At 66.6% G+C, this 17,867-nt stretch carries 15 protein-coding genes; 4 read left to right on the top strand and 11 right to left on the bottom strand.

Annotation, left to right across the window (positions count from 1 at the left end):
* Positions 1-284: 284 nt before the first annotated feature.
* From AB0B64_RS04065 to AB0B64_RS04055, 3 genes are read right to left on the bottom strand one after another with little or no spacing between them, the layout of a single operon-like run.
* Positions 285-1,061: an ABC transporter permease subunit gene (locus AB0B64_RS04065; RefSeq protein ID WP_357946857.1), complete on the bottom strand. Its 777-nt coding sequence runs from the start codon at positions 1,059-1,061 to the stop codon at positions 285-287.
* Complete coding sequence (locus AB0B64_RS04060) at positions 1,058-1,822, bottom strand: ABC transporter permease subunit (RefSeq protein ID WP_357946859.1); 765 nt, start codon at positions 1,820-1,822, stop codon at positions 1,058-1,060. The genes AB0B64_RS04065 and AB0B64_RS04060 overlap by 4 nt, the downstream gene beginning before the upstream one ends.
* Positions 1,819-2,538: an ATP-binding cassette domain-containing protein gene (locus AB0B64_RS04055; protein WP_358174471.1), complete on the bottom strand. Its 720-nt coding sequence runs from the start codon at positions 2,536-2,538 to the stop codon at positions 1,819-1,821. Before AB0B64_RS04055 ends, AB0B64_RS04060 begins: the two co-directional genes overlap by 4 nt.
* Positions 2,539-2,650: 112 nt before the next feature.
* Between AB0B64_RS04055 and AB0B64_RS04050 the strand changes: the two genes are divergently transcribed.
* The 3 genes from AB0B64_RS04050 (at position 2,651) to AB0B64_RS04040 (ending at position 6,329) form a co-directional block, all read left to right on the top strand.
* Positions 2,651-4,450, top strand: a complete 1,800-nt coding sequence (locus AB0B64_RS04050) for a histidine kinase (protein ID WP_358174469.1) — start codon at positions 2,651-2,653, stop codon at positions 4,448-4,450.
* Complete coding sequence (locus AB0B64_RS04045) at positions 4,447-5,088, top strand: response regulator transcription factor (protein WP_357946867.1); 642 nt, start codon at positions 4,447-4,449, stop codon at positions 5,086-5,088. The genes AB0B64_RS04050 and AB0B64_RS04045 overlap by 4 nt, the downstream gene beginning before the upstream one ends.
* A 728-nt stretch (positions 5,089-5,816) precedes the next feature.
* Complete coding sequence (locus AB0B64_RS04040) at positions 5,817-6,329, top strand: DUF402 domain-containing protein (protein WP_357946869.1); 513 nt, start codon at positions 5,817-5,819, stop codon at positions 6,327-6,329.
* Positions 6,330-6,448: 119 nt separating this feature from the next.
* Here the strand turns inward: AB0B64_RS04040 and AB0B64_RS04035 are convergent, their stop codons facing one another.
* Positions 6,449-6,838 carry a hypothetical protein gene (locus AB0B64_RS04035; protein ID WP_358174466.1) on the bottom strand — a complete coding sequence of 130 codons (390 nt, stop codon included), beginning with the start codon at positions 6,836-6,838 and terminating at the stop codon, positions 6,449-6,451.
* Positions 6,839-7,773: 935 nt separating this feature from the next.
* Positions 7,774-9,030 (bottom strand): glucarate dehydratase family protein, encoded by a 1,257-nt coding sequence (locus tag AB0B64_RS04030; protein ID WP_357946874.1) that lies wholly within the window; start codon positions 9,028-9,030, stop codon positions 7,774-7,776.
* A 104-nt stretch (positions 9,031-9,134) separates the two neighbouring features.
* Here AB0B64_RS04030 and AB0B64_RS04025 point away from each other — a divergent pair, with 104 nt between their 5' ends.
* Positions 9,135-10,607 (top strand): aldehyde dehydrogenase (NADP(+)), encoded by a 1,473-nt coding sequence (locus AB0B64_RS04025; RefSeq protein WP_357946876.1) that lies wholly within the window; start codon positions 9,135-9,137, stop codon positions 10,605-10,607.
* 347 nt (positions 10,608-10,954) lie between these two features.
* On the opposite strand, the gene AB0B64_RS04020 is transcribed toward AB0B64_RS04025, so the two are convergent.
* From AB0B64_RS04020 to AB0B64_RS03995, 6 genes are all read right to left on the bottom strand, one after another.
* A complete protein-coding gene (locus tag AB0B64_RS04020) occupies positions 10,955-11,890 on the bottom strand; it encodes a proline dehydrogenase family protein (RefSeq protein WP_357946879.1) in 936 nt (311 codons plus the stop codon).
* Between the two features lie 754 nt (positions 11,891-12,644).
* On the bottom strand, positions 12,645-13,550 hold the full coding sequence (locus AB0B64_RS04015) for a 5-dehydro-4-deoxyglucarate dehydratase (protein WP_357946882.1): 906 nt from the start codon (positions 13,548-13,550) through the stop codon (positions 12,645-12,647).
* A 361-nt stretch (positions 13,551-13,911) separates the two neighbouring features.
* Entirely contained in the window at positions 13,912-14,673 is a 762-nt protein-coding gene (locus AB0B64_RS04010; protein WP_357946885.1) for an IclR family transcriptional regulator, read from the bottom strand.
* 79 nt (positions 14,674-14,752) lie between these two features.
* Positions 14,753-15,616, bottom strand: a complete 864-nt coding sequence (locus tag AB0B64_RS04005; RefSeq protein WP_358174463.1) for a carbohydrate ABC transporter permease — start codon at positions 15,614-15,616, stop codon at positions 14,753-14,755.
* Entirely contained in the window at positions 15,613-16,539 is a 927-nt protein-coding gene (locus tag AB0B64_RS04000; RefSeq protein ID WP_358174460.1) for a sugar ABC transporter permease, read from the bottom strand. Before AB0B64_RS04000 ends, AB0B64_RS04005 begins: the two co-directional genes overlap by 4 nt.
* The gene (locus AB0B64_RS03995; protein ID WP_357946893.1) at positions 16,536-17,843 is read right to left on the bottom strand and encodes a sugar ABC transporter substrate-binding protein; all 1,308 of its coding nucleotides are present in this window, start codon (positions 17,841-17,843) and stop codon (positions 16,536-16,538) included. Before AB0B64_RS03995 ends, AB0B64_RS04000 begins: the two co-directional genes overlap by 4 nt.
* Positions 17,844-17,867: the final 24 nt, after the last annotated feature.

Here is a 17,867-nt window from a genome sequence, read left to right as displayed (position 1 = left end):
TGACTTGCGCCGACTGCTGGGGTTCCCGGCGACACCTGTGCCCTCGCCGACATCTCTCGGCACCATCAAGACGGTTCGTCCTGCCGACACTTCGCGCTCTTTGCACACTAGGTGGTGTCTCGCCCAGTGGTGAATCACGATCTCCTTTGCACACTGAGGTGGTGTCCCGCTCAGCGGTGGATCAACGATCTCCTTGTGCGTTTCCTACGTGGGCGAACAGGGCTGAGTGGATGAGAAACTACGCCGCTCTGAGGGACGTCATCCACGCTGAGTGTGTCGGCGGCTTAGGCATCTTTCCGGCGCATTAGCCATGTACCGACGAGCAACGGCAGCACGGCGTAGGCGATCAGCACCATGGCCGCGGCGACAGGAGAAAGCAGCGAGCCGTACACCGAGTGCGTGAGATCGTCGCCGGCGATCTCGCGCGGGAGCGCACCGATCATCACCGAGCCGAGGCGTTCGCTCCAGGGCTCGGGCAGATTGCCCACGATTATTGGGATCACGTACACGAGACCCACGAGGATCGTGATCGCTCCCGCCGTGGAGCGTAAGGTGGCGCCCAGTCCTAGCCCGAGCAGCGCGAATACCGCCACCGTAAGGCTCGACGTAATAAGCGTTGGCAGTCTGTCGAGGAAGGGAATCGTGTAGGAACCGCCGAAGCGGTCGCCAATCATCCAACGGGCGGCGACGTATGTCCCGAACACCACCATCGGACCGGTGACCAGACCGAGTAGACCGACAATCACTGACTTTCCCGCTAGGACCGGCCAGCGTCTCGGCACTATGGCGAGGCTTGTTCTGATCAGTCCTGTTGTGTATTCGGACGTGATCGTGAGGACGCCGAGGACGCCCATGCAGAGTTGTGGCACCATCAGCACCACTTCCTCCAGATCCGCGATGGCGGCATGAGCCTGCTGCGCAGGGGTGGCGTTGTCGTACGTCCCGACCGCCGCCCAGGCGACCGCAGCGCCCAGCAGAATGCCGCCCAAGCTCAGCCCCAGCATCAGATAGCTGGAGCGAACGGTGCGGACCTTCAGCCACTCCGATGCCAGCACACTCACGCGTCTCTCCTTTTGAACAGGTAGAACCCCGCCGCGAGTGCGATGATCGCGTAGGTGGCGAGCACCACGAGCGCGGCCCAGGGAGGTAGGAAACCGTCGCCCAGTCGCCTGGAAAGCCGCTGGTCGGCGATCTGCGGCACGAGGTTGGGCAACATGAGGGCGGCCACGCGGGTGTTCCACGGGGCTGGCAGGTAATTGGCGATGCCGGGCAGGACGAACAGTAGCGACACGACCGAAACGATCGCCGCCGCCGTGGATCGAGTGGCTACGCCCAAGCCGAGGCCCACCAATGCGAGCACGGTCACCGACAGCCCGGAGGCGAGCAGCATCGGCAGGTCGTTGGCCAGAGAAGACTCGTTGAACTGCAAGTGGCGCTCGCCCGCTATGAGGCGGCTCGTCACGTACGTGAGGATAATGATCGAGTTGGCGGCGACGAAGGTAACGGCGGCGACCACCCCGGCCTTGGCCAGCAGTAAGGTCCCTCTCTTGGGAACGACTGTGAGACTTGTGCGGATCATGCCGCTGGCCTGCTCCGCAGTGATGGCCAGCACGCCGAGGACAGCCAGGCTGATTTGGATCAGTGGCAGGAAGCCCTGTTCAGGGGCCGCCGCTCGCAGTGATCCGCGTTCATCCGCCAAGCCGCTGACGTAGAAAGTCCAGATCATGCCGAGGAGCACCGTGAGCGCAGCCACTCCGAGCGCATGATAGGTCGAGGTGACCGAGCGCAGCTTCAACCATTCGGAAGACAGGATTGTCCTCATCGTGCGGCTCCGTATTCCACGCTGCTCGCCGTCAGGGCAAGGTAGGCGTCTTCGAGCGACGGGTAGCGCTCAGTGAGCTCCGCCACGGTGGCTTCCATGATCAGCTTGCCTCGGCCGAGGATGATGATGCGCTCGGCCGTCAGCGCCATCTCGCTCATCAGGTGGCTGGAGAGCAGGATGGTCCTGCCCTCCTTGGCCAAGGAGCGCATTAAGTCGCGAATCCAGCGCACCCCGTCGGGATCGAGTCCATTGACCGGTTCGTCGAACATCAGCGTGCCCGGGTCGCCGAGCAGGGCGGCCGCGATGCCGAGGCGCTGCTTCATGCCGAGTGAGAAGCCGCCCACCCTCTTGCGTGCCACCCCGGCCAGGCCCACCTGTTCGAGAACCTCGGCCACTCGCGTCGGGCCGATGTCATTGGTGCGCGCCAGGCACAACAGATGGTCGTAGGCCCTGCGCCCGCCGTGTACGGCGCTTGCGTCCAGCAGCGCGCCCACCTCACGCATGGGCCTGCTCAGCGAGGTGTATCGTCGCCCGTTGATGAGTGCCTGGCCCGAGGTGGCGGAGTCGAGGCCGAGGATCAGGCGCATCGTGGTGGATTTGCCGGCACCGTTGGGGCCCAGGAATCCGGTCACGTGGCCGGGCTCTATCTTGAAGGACAGATTGTCGACGGCGAGCGTGTCGCCGTAGCGTTTGGTCAGGCGGTTGAGTTCGATCACGCGGTAAAGAATGAAGTACGGCGGGCGTTCGCCACATCGGACCACGGTCCGAACCTCAAGGTCAGACCCCAGTCTGACGTGCAGGCCCACCCTCAACCACTACGGTCAACGCGTGAACGAATCCCCCTCCCTCTTCACCGCTCGCTTGAGCCGTCGCCAGCTGATCGGGCTGGACCTGCTGGCAGGGTTGGGCTTCTGTCTCATGTTCCTCACGGCCGCGACGAGTGGGTGGGCGCTGCCGCCGTGGGCGAGGCTGACTCTTATCCTGGGGCTGGGTTTGCCGCTGGCGATGCGCAGAGTGTGGCCGTTGCCCGTCTTCTGCTTCGTGCTGACAGTCTCCATCGTGGTCGCCGCGGTGTTAGGGGTCTCATCCGCTTATATCTCGCCTGCCTACGCGCTCTATGTCGTCGCCCTGGCCGATGCCCGGGGTGCGTGGGTTCCGACCTCGGCGATCGGTGTGCTCACACTGGTCACGCTGGTCGGAATGGTGGTCGCCGGCGGTGCGCCGCAGCCGGCGGGCCCCGCGTGGCTGACGAATCTCGACCAGCCGCTCATCGGCATCGCCGCACTGGGCGGCGCGTGGACGGTCGGGCGAGCCGTACGAGAACGAAGACACTATGCGGCGCGCGATGCCGAGCGCCTGGCTGGACAGGCTGTGGCGGAGGAGCGGTTGCGCATCGCCCGTGAGCTGCACGATGTCGTTGCGCACAGCGTGGGATTGATCGCGGTCAAGGCGGGCGTGGCCAATCATGTGATGGCCACCAGACCGGAGGAGGCACACGATGCGTTGCGGGTGATCGAGACCGCCAGCCGGAGCGCGCTCGTTGAGATGCGCCACTTGCTCGGCGTCCTCCGCTCAGACGAGACGCCTGACCGTGGCCCCGCACCGGACCTCAGCGGCCTCCCACGGCTGGCCGAGCAGGCCAGATTGGCGGGCGTGGAGGTAGAGCTGGACCTCCGGTTGGCGGCCGGGGGAGGCCGGAACCGTGGAGATGATGTCGCACCGCATTCGCGGGCTGATCACAAGGACGACAAGGGCAATCGCGCGGCTGGGTCTAGTACCAATCGTGCAAACCGGGACAGTGCGCCTATGGAGGGTGCCGACGTTGCGACCAGGGACGGTGGGGGAGGCCAGGAGTGGGTTGGTGGCCGGACTGATGCCCGGGCCGGTACCGGCCAGAGGGTCCGGGGTGGGGCCGGTCTGGGCTTCCAGGATGTGACCGGTCAAACGGCCCGGGCCGGTACCGGCCAGAGGGTCCGGGGTGGGGCCGGTCTGGGCTTCCAGGATGTGACCGGTCAAACGGCCCGGGCCGGTACCGGCCAGAGGGTCCGGGGTGGGGCCGGTCAGGGCTTCCAGGATGTGACCGGTCAAACGGCCCAGGACGGCACCGACCAGTGGGTCCATGGTGGTACCGACCAGAGGGACCTGGGTGAGGCTGGCCAGTGGAGTCAGGACGGGGCCGCTCAACGGGCCCAAGAGGGGACAAGTCAACAGGCCCAGGACAGGGCACGCCAACGGGTCCATGACAGAGCCAGCCAGAGAGCCCGGGACGGAGGCGAGGACGGCCTAGGCATGCGCGAGGGAGGAGATGGCTCACGGCTCGGGGTTGGGCTGCCTGAGGGTGTGGAGTTGTCGGTCTATCGGATCGTCCAGGAGGCGCTCACCAACGTGGTGAAGCATGCGGCACCGGCCCGGTGCCGGATATCGGTGGTGGCCGACGTGATGGAGGTGCGGATCGAGGTGATTGACGACGGTCCGGGCCGTCGCACACTGCCGGTGGAGGGAACGGGACACGGACTGATCGGAATGCGGGAGCGGGTCATGATGTACGACGGAGTGTTCGAGGCCGGGCGTCTACCTGGGCGAGGGTTTCGGGTGTCAGCCCGGTTGCCTTATGGGGGCACTTCGTGATCCGTGTTCTTGTCGCCGATGACCAGGCGCTGCTCAGGGGGAGCTTCAAGGTATTGGTCGACTCGGAGCCCGATCTGACCGTTGTAGGTGAGGCCGCGACGGGAGCCGAGGCGGTGGCCGTTGCTCTGGAGGAGCGGCCTGATGTGGTTCTCATGGACGTGCGCATGCCGGAAATGGATGGCATCGAGGCCACTAGGCGGATAGGAGATGTGGCTCGGGTCCTGATCGTGACCATGTTCGACCTCGACGCCTACGTTTACGACGCACTCCGTGCTGGAGCCAGTGGGTTCCTGCTCAAGGACACCCCGCCGGCCGATCTGGTCGCCGCCATTCGCGTGGTCGCGGCTGGTGAGGCGTTGCTGGCTCCGAGGGTGACGCGCAGGCTGATCGAGGAGTTCACCCGCACGCCTGCGTCGTTACAGGTCAAGGGGCTGCATGGCGTTACGGAGCGGGAGCGGGAGGTTCTCATCCTGATCGCTCGGGGTCTCTCCAACACCGAGATCGCCGCCCATCTTCATCTCAGTCTCGCCACGGTCAAGACCCACATCGGGCGGCTCCTGGCCAAGCTCGATGCTCGGGACCGGGCACAGCTTGTCATCGTGGCGTACGAGAGTGGGCTCGTATCTGCGGTTCGTTGATCAGAGAGTTGGTTCGTTGGTCGGCGGGTTAGGGGCGCCGACGGGGCCGGGGGTGTTGGTTGGCGGGCTAGGGAGTACAGGTGGCATCGGGCTGTTGGGGCCTCGATGAGTGGACGGCGCAGAAGGGTTCGCCGGGTGCTGGATGTTGTCGGTGAGCTAGGGAGTGCGTGGGGTGGGGCTATCGCTGGGTGAGCTGTGGCGGAAGGCTCGGGAGTATTGCTCGGCGGGCTATGGAGTCCGGGTGAGGTCGCGGAGGGGCGCTGGGGTGTGGTCCGGTGAAGGCTGTTGCTTAGGGGTTCGGGAGTGTGGGTGAGGTTGGGGATGGAGGGCTGTGCTGTGGTGCGGTGAAGGCTGTGGTTGGGGGGTTTGGGAGTGCGGGTGAAGTGGTGAGCTGTGATCGGAGCCTTTAAGGAAGGGCAGGAGCGTTGGTGGGTGGGAGCACGCGGGCGAGATCGGCATGTCGCCGACGCGTGAAGAATTCGGCCGTCGTTGAGGGGATGGAGCGCTGGGATGCGGAGCGGTCGGGGGTCTGTTGGCCGGTGGGGTCGGTGCGGTGAAGGCTGTTGGTTGGTGGGCTAGGGAATGGGGTGCGGGTGGGGGCTGTAGTCGGGGTGCGAGGAAAGAGCGGGATGTTGGTCGGTGAGTTAGGGAACGTGATGCGTCGGGGGATGTTGGTCGGAGGTTTGGGGAGCGCAGGATCTGAGTGATGGTCCGGTAGCGTCCCTGGAGTGACCGATGTGAGGGTTGTCTTCCGGAAGTACGGCGGGGCGTTGCACTGGAACCATTCCGCGAAGGTGCTCGGCGAGGATGAGCACGGCGTGTGGGTCGCGGTGCCGGGCGGGACGGTTGCTCGTAAAGGGGAAGGGCAGCCGATTGTGTGGGAGACCGCGGCCATCATGTTGTTCCCGCGGGACGGGTGGTGGACGGCGTCCTTCAACTCGCCGCCGCATCGGGCTGAGGTGTATGTGGATGTCACTACCGTTCCCGAGTGGCGTGATGGTGAGGTGACCATGCTCGACCTCGACCTCGACGTGATCAGGATGCGTGACGGGCGGTTGATTCTGGACGATGAGGACGAGTTCGCCGATCACCAGGTGCTGCTGGGATATCCGCAACAGATGATCGACCAGGCCGAGGAGACGGCCAGGTGGTTGATGGGCGCAGTGGGCGGACGGCAGGGGCCGTTCGGGGGTGCGCATTCGAGGTGGCTTGATCAAGTGGGTGGCAGTGACACGGCTTGATCAAGGGTGGCAGCCACGCGACTTGACCAAGGGGCGGCGGCCACGCGACTTGACCAAGTGAGTGGCGGCCACTCACTTGATCAAGAGGGTTGCGGCAGGACGAGCTGAGCGGTGGGCGGTCAGCGGATGAGGCGTAGGGCTTCGGCCATGGCGGCCAGACGGCGGGGGGAGGCGAGACCGGCGTGGTAGAGGTGGAAGTCCGTGGCGCCTGCCTTGGCGTACGTTCTGAGTTGCTCGGCGAGTGCCTGGCCGTCGGCGGGGCGTGGAGGAAGAGCCAGGACATATGCGCCCACTCGCTGGCCGGGGCCGCAGAGTTCGCCCAGTCTGGCCAGGCGGGCGGCGTCCGAGGCCGGGTCGCCCCAGCAGTTACCCACCAGCACCTCCGCTCCGGGCTCGCCGGTGGGGAGGGCGGCGAACGAGCTGGCGGCCCAAGGGTCGGGGTTGGCGTGCAGGGTGATGGGTACGTTCGGCGCTGTCTCGCGGGCCACGGTGATGAGACGAGTGCGCAATGATGCCGACAGTTCTACGCGTACGTTTCGGACATCGTCGGCGAATGGACCGAGGGCGGCTTCCACGGTCTCGGGAGATGATGGCGAGCCAGAAGCCGGCGACGCAGTCGCTGGTGAGGCAGCAGTTGGCGATGCGGCTGCTGATGAGGCAGAAGTCCGTGACGCAGCTGCTTGCGCGGCGGCAGACGGCGATGCAGATGCTGATGAGGAAGCAGACGGTGCGGAAGAGGTCGGCGCCGGAGATGCCTGGTCGTTCCTGCTCGTCGCGGGAGAGGTTACGGCCCTAGCGGGAGGGCCGTCGATGGCCGCGCGTACGTGTTCTCTGGTGCCCTCTGGGTAACGGGGAGCGCAGGCCGTACAGAAGCAGAGCGTCAGCAGGTCACTGTGTACGGACGTCCAGTCGGCGCCGGCCGTCTTCTCGTGCACGCTCTGGTGCCCGAAGCCCATGGGGCCGCACGCCTCGAGGATGAGGCCATCCGGTTCGCCGACGGTCAGGATCTCGCTGACCAGACGCTCGCAGTACTCGATCACGTCCTCGAAAGCCGGACACAGCGCATATGGATAGGGATCACCGAATGCGTTACGTACTACCAGTTCAGGGTGCAGACCGCCCAGGAAGGAGTTGTGTGTCAACACCGTCCATGCGTGTACCTGAAGTCCGACGGCCTTCAGGGCGTCCCGGGCTTGCAGGTAGGCGTCCGTGGGTGTCCAGGTTGGGGAGGCCGGTGTCAGGCGCCCCCAGGAGGAGGGCCGAACTGGCAGGTAGAAAGCCGATTGTGGGACATCCAGCACTCGGTGGGCGGGGTGATACGGCGTTGCCGCACGGGTGGAGTGATAGCTGGCCGCCAACGCGACGGCCTCGACGCCCAGCTCCGCGAGGCGCGAAGGGGCCGACGGGTCACCGACGATGTCCCAGGGGTAGGCGTAGGCCACGTTCACCAGCGCGGTCTCCTCGCAGAGAAAGCAGGCTCGAAGCGCTGCATATAGGTGGTGTCGTCGCGCTCGGTGATTCCGCACGCGAGATATTGCTCATGCATCATGGCCAGGGCGTCACGGTCCAGTTCGATGCCGAGACCGGGCCCGTCCGGCACGGGTACGGCGCCGTCCACGAACCGCAATGCGCCCGGTGCGACTACGTCCTGCCCGTTCTGCCATGGCGTGTGGGTGTCGCAGGCGTGGGTGAGGTTCGGCGTGGCGGCGGCCAGGTGGGTCATCGCGGCCAGGCTGATCCCAAGGTGCGAGTTGGAGTGCATGGACAGCTCCAGCCCGAACGTGTCACACAGTGCGGCGATATGCGAGGAACGTACGAGTCCGCCCCAGTAATGGTGGTCGAGCAGCAGCACTCCGATTGCCTGGGTGGCGATGGCGGGCGGAAGGTGCTCGGGCGTCACCACGCACATGTTCGTGGCCAGCGGCATCGGGACTTCGCCGGCGACCTTCGACATTCCGGGGATTCCGGGCGTGGGGTCCTCCAGATACTGCAGGCTGCCTTCGAGCGCCTGGCCTACCTGGATCGAGGTCTCGACGGTCCAAGCAGCGTTCGGGTCCAGACGGAGAGGCACGCCCGGGAAGGCCTCCCGCAGGGCTATGATCGCCTCGACTTCTTCCTGAGGTGCGAACACGCCGCCTTTGAGCTTGATCGACGCGAAACCGTACTCCTTGATCAGCATCGATGCCTGCTCGACCAGCCCCGCCGGGTCGAGCGCCGCGCCGAACCTGTCGGGCTCGCCGCCCGGATGCCCCGCCCACTTGTAGAAGAGATAGGCGCTGTACGGCACAGCGTCGCGTACCCGGCCGCCCAGCAGATCGACGACCGGCACGCCGGCTGCCTTGCCGCGAATGTCCAGACAAGCCACCTCGAAGGCCGCGAACACCCGATCGATGCTCTTCTCCTGGGTCGCGACCCCGGTCAAGCCGTGCATATCGGTCACTACATCGCCGACGAGCGCGCTGATCCTGACATACATCTCGTTCGTGGCATGCACATCCACGCCGACCAGTGCCTCGGCGCATTCGCGTACCTTGGTGAGGTGCCCCAGGTCACCGTACGTCTCGCCGAGGCCGCTCAGCCCCTCGTCGGTGACCACCTCGACGATCGTCCGCAGCGCCCAGGGTTCGTGTACGCCGGCGGCGTTCAACAGTGGCGGATCCTTGAAAGCTACGGGGGTGACGTGGATCTGCCTGATGATCATATGACCGCCGTCCATATATGTGAACAAGTGCCAGGTTTGTGGACAGGTTGTCGCAACTGTAAGAATCAATATGAAGAAGTGTCAAGACTCCGAAGGGCCATTCGATGATCTACGGACACAACCCCAGGACCGGCGAGACCGTGGGCAGCGCCCTGCCTGAAACCGACCGCGCCGGGGTCGACATGGTTGTTTCCGCCGCGGCCGCCGCAGGTGCGGCCTGGCGGGCGACTCCCGCCGCCGAGCGGGCCGAAGCACTGGAGGCCGTCGCCGACGCTCTCACCGCGAAGGTGGACGAGCTGTGGCAGATCGCCGACAGTGAGACCGCGCTGGGAGAGGTACGACTGCGCGGCGAGGTCGCTCGTACGGCCGGCCAGTTCCGGCTGTTCGCCCAGGTGATCAGAGATGGTGGCTACCTCGACGCCATCGTCGACCACGCCGACCCCTCGGCAACTCCGCCCAGGCCCGACGTACGCCGGATGAAGCAGCCGCTGGCCGGCGTGGTCGCGGTGTTCGCGGCGAGCAACTTCCCGTTCGCGTTCTCCGTGGCGGGTGGCGACACCGCATCGGCGCTGGCCGCCGGTTGCGCGGTCGTGGTGAAGGCGCATCCGGGCCACCCCAACACCTCCGAGCAGGTCGCTCGCATCGTCCGCAAGGCCCTGCCGTACCCCGACCTGCTGGGACTGGTGCAGGGCATGCAGGCGGGCGCCGACCTGGTACAGCACCCGGGCGTGGTCGCGGCCGGGTTCACCGGGTCGGTCCCGGGCGGCAAGGCGATCCAGGGGCTGATCGACCAGCGAGAGGTGCCGATCCCGTTCTTCGGGGAGCTGGGCAGCGTCAACCCGGTCGTCGTACTGCCGTCCGCGCCCATGGCGGAGGTGGCCACCGGGTTCGCTACATCGTTGACTATGGGGGTCGGGCAGTTCTGTACGAATCCCGGGCTGATGTTCGTGCCCGAGGACGATGAGCTGCGCAAGGCGCTGGCCGCGGCCGTGGAGGGGACCACCGGCGGGCCGATGCTGGGTGAGCGGATCAGGGACGGCTACCTGGGCGGGCTGCAGCGGCTTGGTGAGCTGCCGGTGCTGGCCGAGGGCAAGGCGGGAGAGGGTAGCTTGGCCGTCACGCCCACGGTGTTCACCACGGATCTCGACTCGTTCGCGGCGAAGTTGCCGGGCATCAACGAAGAGTGCTTCGGTCCGGCGTCGATCGTCGTGACTTATCGCGAAATTTCGGACCTGCGGGCCGTGCTGGAGCGGCTGGAAGGGTCGCTGACGGCCACCGTGCATGCCACCGACCCCAGCGAGGCCGGTGAGGTCGCCGAGGTGCTCGGGCGTAAGGCCGGGCGGCTGATCTGGAACGGGTGGCCCACCGGGGTGGCGGTGTGCTGGGCGATGCATCACGGCGGTCCGTGGCCGGCTTCGACGTCGGCAGCGCACACGTCGGTCGGCGCGACGGCCATCGACCGGTGGCTGGTGCCGACGGCGTACCAGGACTGGCCCGGTGAGCTGCTTCCGGAGGAGCTCAGGGACGACAACCCGCTGGGTGTCCCGCGACGGGTGGATGGCGCGCTGGGGCGTTAGTTAGGGATGGGATGCGGCAGAGACGCGCCCTGGTGTTGGGGTGGGAGGGCGCGTCTTGCTGTCTCGTGATGTGGGGAAGATGGGCTTTGGCGTTGGGGTAGAGGGGCGCGGCTTGTTGCTGCTTGGTGGCGTGGCGGGGGTGTGGGTTGGTGGCGGGGTAAGCGGCGTGTGTTGCTGTCTGGTGATGTGAGGGGTTGAGCAGCAAGTGAACGGCCAGTGGCGATAGGGAGCCCGGGCGGGCGAAATTGTCGTCGTCAGTGGTCCGAGGTGGGCGAGGGCGCGGTCGTAGCCGAGGTGGGCCCGGCCGGTGTGCGGGCCAGGCTGGCATTCCCTGCTCCGGTAAGGGTCTATGTGCGCTGGGTGGCGTCTACCAGAGCCTGGAACAGGCGGGCCGGGTTCTCGGCGATGCGGTTGCAGACGTACAGCCACCACTGGGTGCCGAACACAACGTACTCCCTGACCGGATGCCCGCGATCCCGCATCGTCCGCAGCTGATCGATGCCGAGTCCCAGCAGCATCTCGACCTCGTAGGCGCCGGAGTCCTGCCGCATGTGCGGCTGCAGTTCGTCGAGGAGGTCGAGGTCGTGGGTGGCGATCGAGCAGAGGTGGCCGCTGTCCAGCAGGCGGGTCGCGTACGCGAGGTAGACCGCCGGCAGCTCGCGGCTGTCGCGGTGGTGGGCGATGGACTCGGGTTCGAGGTAGGCGCCCTTCACCAGGCGGATGCGGCCGGGTCGCGTCAGCAGGCGGGGCAGGTCCTCGTCAGTGCGGTGCAGGCGGGCCTGGATGGTGACGCCGACATGGTCGAAACGCCCGCAGAGGCGTTCGTGAGTCCACAGGATGAGGTCCGTACGATCGGTTCCCTCCATCGAGATCATCATCTCCTGGCCCGCGGCGGCGGTGGCCTCGGCCAGCCGGGTGGCGTTGGCCAACCCCAGCTCGCGGTCCACCACGGAGCCGATGTGGGACAGGTCGAGGGATACCGAGCAGTTCACCCCGCGCGCTGCGGCCTGCCGTGACAGGTCCAGGAACACCTCGGTCTCGGCCGTGGCCAGGTCGGCGTCGCGGCAGCTCTCGCCCATGTAGTCAAGGGTGACGGCGCTGCCCTCCGCGTTGAGCAGGGCGGCCCGGGCGAGCGCCTCGCCGACTGTCTGGCCGCCGACGTACCGTTCGGCCACCCGCCAGGCCAGCTCGCGCAGTGCGGGATCTGCGGCGACTCGGTCCTTGAGGTCCTCATCAAGGGCCAGTGCCCGCATTGTCTGGGCCGCCTGCTCCATCACGATCATCGTCTTCCTTTCATCCGGAAGCCAGGACACTATCACCAATCTATATTTTTTTAGAAGGTGTCTGCCTTACCGGTTGAGCGACCTCTCGATGCATCCGGCAGGAGGTGCGCGAACGCGCTTTGCGGGGTAGCGGCCGCGCCGGAGACACGCGGTGCAGGTGGACGAGCACGTCGAACGCCTCAGGCAGGGAGGGAATGGCGAGGTGCTCGCCGGCGTCGCGAGAGGGTCGTAGCCGCCGCTGATGACGTGTGCTTTCGCGGGTCCGTCGCTGTCCCGCTGTCCGTCGTCCCATCATTCCGCCGGCCAGTCAACGCGTCCGTCCCATCGGTGGTGCAGGTCGCCGGCGCGCACGTTCGCTCGGTGGGTGCAGGTCGCTGGCGCGCACGTCCGTCAGTGGGCGGGACGGTCGGGGGCGGCTGGCCCGCGTCGAGCCAGTCGGGGGACGGCTTCGAGACGGCGGCGACGCCGAGGTCACCGTGGGGGAAGCCGATCGCCGATGGAGGCGTAGCCCGCCCCCTGGTGGTGGCGTAGCACGCTGCCGACGGTCTGGTTGGTCGCGGGGCGGGTGAAGGCAGGGGGTGGGAGGGGCGGATCGGTTGGAGGGTGAGGCGAAGGCTTGGATCGGTTGTGGGGTGAGGCGAAGGCCTGGATCGGTTGTGGGGTGGGTGAAGGCAGCCGGTGGAGGTGGAGGTCAGGACCGGTCGCGGGGCTGGGGGAAGCGCCGCGACTCTTGAAAAGCCTTCATAAAGACCGGTCAGGCCCCGGCGATCTCCAAGCCGATGGCCAGGATGCGCTCCAGCTCCCGCAAATCCTCCGCAGAGGGGTCGACCAGGGGAGCCCGTACGCCACCGACCGCCAACCCACGCAACCGGACCCCTGCCTTGACCAGCGAGACCGCGTATCCCGGTACCCGGTCCCGTAGCTCCACCAGCGGCAGGTAGAAGTCGGTGAGCAGTCGTTGCACCAGTACCTCGTCGTCCCCGCTCACCGCCTTGTGGAAGGCCAGTGCGATCTCCGGTGCGAAGGCGAAGACGGCGCTGGAGTACAGCGTCACGCCCAGCCCTCGGTAGGCGGGGACGGTCAGTTCGGCGGTGGGCAGGCCGTTGAAGAAAGTGAACTCCCGGTCCGTAGACCGCCGTACGGTCAGGATGATGCGCTGGAGCAGGTCGAAGTCGCCGAGTCCGTCCTTGAAGCCGATGATCTCGGGCAGTTGGGCCAGCTCGGCCACCGCTGAGGGGGAGAAGCGGGCGGTGGCGCGGTGATAGATGATGACGGGCAGCCCGCCGGCTGAAGCCACCTCACGCACGTAGCGGACCAGGCCGTCCGGGGGAGCGGTCACCAGGTAGGGGGGCATCAGCAGCAGGCCGTCGGCTCCGTTGTCCGCCGCCGCGCGGGCGAACGCCTTGGCAGTGGGCAGCGGGCCGCCCGCGCCCGAGAAGACCGGGACCCGGCCGCCTGTGGCCCGCACCGACGTGGCCACGACCTTGGTGTAGTCGGCGACGTCGAGCGCGTTGAACTCGCCTGTGCCGCACGCGGTGAACACTCCTCCGGCTCCGGCGGCGACCCCATTGGCGACGTGCTCGGCCATCGTCTGCTCGGCTATGTCGCCGTCAGCGCCATAAGGGGTCACGGGAAAGAAGAGAACACCATCTAGCCGCATCAACAATCCTTCCTAGCGGATGAGCGGATAAGCGGAAGCCGATGAGCCCGAAGCGGATGTGCGGGCGAGCCCGAAGCGGATGCGCGTGTGAGCCCGAAGCGGATGTGCGGGCGAGCAGATGTGCGGGTGGGTGGATGCGGATCAGTGAATCCGGCTGGGGGCCAAGCAGATGCGGATGCGCAGGGGCGTGGACGTGGGTCAGCGGATCCAGGTGGGCCCGAAACTGAAGCGGACACGCGGGGAAGGGGATGCGGATCAGCGCATGCGGGTGAGCGCGAAGCTGAAGTGGCTGAGCTCGGAGCGGCAGTGGACGAGCGGGGGAGCGGATACGGATCAGCGGAAGCGGATGACCCGAAGCCGATCAGCGGATGCCCTCCCGGCGAAGCGTGGCAGCCAGCTTCCGCGTGTGTCTGGTCACCGCGTCCGTGACCTTCTCGATCTCGGCCGGTTCCAGGCCCGCCGGCATCGAGCAGCTGATCGCGTCCGTGGCCGGGATCCGATAGTCGACCGCCACCGCCACGCAGGCCACGCCCGGGGTGCCCTGTTCGCGTTCGTAGGCCCAGCCCCGGGTGCGTACCTGGTCGAGCTCCCCGATCAGCTTGGCCGGATCGGTGAAGGTGTGCTCGGTGATCGCCGTCAGCGGGTCCGGCAGCAGGGCCGCCACCTCGTCGTCGGTGAGCTGGGCGAGCAGCACCTGGCCGAGCGCCGTGACGTGGGCGGGCAGCCGCCGGCCCACCCTGGGGATCACGTGGTGTGCCTCCCGCGACTCCCTGGTCGCCAGGTAGAGGACGTGTGCCTCGTCGCGGCGGGCGAAATGTGCGGTCTGGCCGGTCTCCGCGCGCAGGTCCTCCAGCGTCTCCTGGGCCAGGGGCAGGGCGGGGTCCTTGTCGAGGTACGCGGTGCCGGTCAGCAGGGCGTGCGGCCCGATGCCGAAGGCCGATCTTGCGGAGTCGGTCTCGACCCAGTTCAGCTCGACCAGGGTGCGCATCAGGGCGTGCAGGGAGCTGCGTGGAAAGCCCGTGTGCTGCTGGAGCTCCGACAGTGTCAGGGTCTCGTGGGAGGCGGCCAGAGTCTCGAGGATGCGGACCGTCCGCTCGGCGGACTTGACTAGCTGGGGCTCCATACTCATCCCATCTTGACAGAGGCTTCAGAGTGTCAGCATATGGGATTCCATCCAGATACATGGACAGGTACATGGACGCCTAACCCTTGATGGCGCCGCTGGTCAGGCCGCGCATGAACTGCCGTTGGAAAGCCAAGAAAGCGATGATCGACGGCAGCAGCGCGAGCAGTGATGCCGCGAGCAGTACGCCGATGCCGACCTCCTCGTCGGAGCGCAGGGAGCGCAGCGCGATGGGCAGGGTCCACATGCTGGACTCGGGCGCCACGATCAGCGGGAGCAGATACTGATCCCAGATCATGGTGAAGCCGAAGACGCCGATGACGCCGAGCGCGGGCCGACACAGCGGCAGGATGATGCCGAAGAAGATGCGCAGTTCGCCCGCGCCGTCGATGCGCGCGGCCTCCTCCAGTTCGACCGGCACTTCCTTCATGAACTCGGTCATGACCAGGATGGAGAAGCCCCAGGCGCCCACCGGAAGGATCATGCCCGCGTACGTGCCGATGAGATCGGCGTGGATGATGGGCATGTCGGCGAGCACCAGCGAGAGCGGGATCGCGATGATCTCCTCGGGCAGCATCATCGTCGCCAGCATGATCAGCATCACGAACGCCATGCCCCTGAACCTCTTGCGGGCGAGCGCGTAGGCGGCGAAGACGCTGACGAGCATCTGGAGCAGCAGCCCGAACCCGACCACCACGAACGAGTTGAACAGGTAGTGGTAGACGTTCTTGTTGCCGGCCTGGACGAAGTTCTCCAGGGTGAAGTCGTCGGGCCAGAGCGAGAATCTGGTCGGGTCGAGCGTCTTGCTGAAGGCGCTGACCAGCAGCCCGACCAGCGGCCCGGTGAAGATGATCACCATGAAGGCGTAGACCAGCACCTTGAGGGTCGTGGCGAGAGGGCCCCGCCTGGACTCCAGGCCGAGAGCGCTGTCGAATCTCATCATGCGTTCTGCCTCCTGCGCATGACCTGGGTCAGCACCGTGAGCAGCAGGGTCACCGCGAACAGCACGATCCCGCCGGCCGACGCGGTGCCCAGGTCACCCTTCTGGAACCCGAGCTTGTAGATCAACGTCATCAGCACTTCGGTCGATCCGTTCGGCCCGCCGTTCGTCAGCACGTACACCTCGACGAAGACGCGTATGCCGCGGATGGCGGCGAGGGTGAACAGGATCCAGAACACCGGGCGCAGCGCGGGCAGCGTGATGTGCCGCAGCCGGTGCCAGGTGGTGGCGCCGTCGACGGCGGCGGCCTCGTACAGCGTGCGGTCCACGCCGACCAGCCCGGCCAGGAAGATCATCATGTCGTACGGCGTGCCGCGCCAGATGCTCATGCCCATGATCGACAGCAGCGAGGAGTGCTCGCTGGCCAGGAAGGGCTGCGGATCCAGCGAGATCCAGCCGAGAATGGTGTTGATCATGCCACTGTCGGCGGGGTGGTACATGATCCGCCAGACTTCGGCCACCGCCGCCATCGTGGTCACCACCGGCAGGAACGCCGCGGTCCTGATGAACCACAGGTAGCGTGCCGGACCCTCGATGAGCAGTGCGAACAGCAGGCCGAGGACGAGCGAGCCCGCGGTCGTGCCCAGGGCCAGCACGATGCTGTGCCAGATGGCCGAGACGAAGGCGTCGTCGGTCATGATCGTGGCGTAGTTGGCGAAACCCACCCATCGATCACCGACGTAGCGGACCTCGAAGAAGCTCATCCGCAGGCCCTCGAACATGGGGATGAACTTGAAGAACAGGAACAGCAGCAAGGCCGGCGACAGGAACGCCCACGCGAGGAGGGTCCCCCGCCGCCGCATCCGCTTGGGACGGCGGCGGGGGGTCTCCGTGCGGCTCCGCGCCTGGGTGAGCGTGGGGGTCATGATGCTTTCTGGGTCTGCAGTTCCTGGGTGAGCTTGGTGCTCAGGGTGTCCATCGCCGTCTTGACGTTGGCTGAGCAGTCGGCCCACACCGTGTTGATGGAGTCGGCGGAGTCCTGGCGGATCGGCGCCCAGTTCGGCACCGGCGGTGCGTAGACCGCGTTGGCGTAGGCCTCCTGGAACACCTTCCAGCGCGGATCCTGGCGTTCGGCGGCCATGTCGACCTGGGAGTTGACCGGCAGGCGGACGATGGCGCCGTTGGCGTCCTTGTTCATGCCGATGCGCTGGCCGTCGGGGGAGACCGCGAACTCGGCGAACTTCTTCTGGCCCTCGACGTTGTCGGAGCCGGCCATCATGTAGACGTTCTCGCCCTCACCGAGGGTGCCGGGGCCGCCCGACGGGCCCTTGGGCACCGGTACGACCTCGATCTTGTCGGTCCCGATGCTCTTGACGAACCTGGCGAGCACGTACGGGCCGACCAGGTAGATGCCGCCCTGCCCCTTCTCGAACACCTCGTGGGTGACAGTCGTGTCGTTGCTGACCGCGCCCGGGTTGACGGTCTTGGCCTTGCAGAACTGGTCCTGCAGGTACTGGACCGCCTCCACGGTCTTGGGGTCGCTCACGACGGGGCTGAACTTGCCGCCGCCGTTGGCCTTCACGAAGTCGCCGCCGTTGGCGTAGATCAGCGAGGAGGCGTACCAGGAGGCGTAGCCGCGCTTGGTGCCGGCGGGGATCACGAAACCGGCCGTGTCCTTCTGGCCGTTGCCGTCCGGGTCCTTGTCGGTGAAGGCCGCGGCCAGTTTGGCCAGGTCGTCCCAGGTCTTGGGCGGCTCCATGCCGACCTTCTCGCGCCAGTCCTTGCGGATGATCAGGGCGAATGCCTGGGCGGAGAACGGCGTGCCGTAGTACTTGCCGTCGGAGCCCTGAGCGGCCTTCCATGCCTGCTCCGACACCTTGTCGCCGCCGGCCAGCTTGGCCTTGTCGACCTCCTGCAGCCAGCCCTGCGTGTGCATGTTGCCGAGTTGGGCCGTGTCGTTGATGACGATGTCAGGTAGCTTCTTCTGAGCTGCCTGCTGTTGAAGCTTCGTCTCGAAGTCGTCGAAGAGCGCGACGACTTTCGTTTTGATACCGCTGGCCTTCGTGAACGCGTCGGCCAGTTTCACAGCCGTTTTCGCGGAGTCGGAATCGGGCGCCTGCCTGATCCAGATCTCCAACGCGTCGTCCGAACTTGATCCCCCGGAGCCGCAGCCTGTCAGCGTTACGGCCAGGGCCGTCGCAATCGCGGCCCCGAGCAGCTGGCGTGACATCAGACCGCCTCCCGTTCACATATA

Source organism: Nonomuraea sp. NPDC049129, assembly GCF_040648495.1.
Lineage (GTDB): Bacteria > Actinomycetota > Actinomycetes > Streptosporangiales > Streptosporangiaceae > Nonomuraea.
This window is presented reverse-complemented; position numbering and strand designations above follow the sequence as displayed.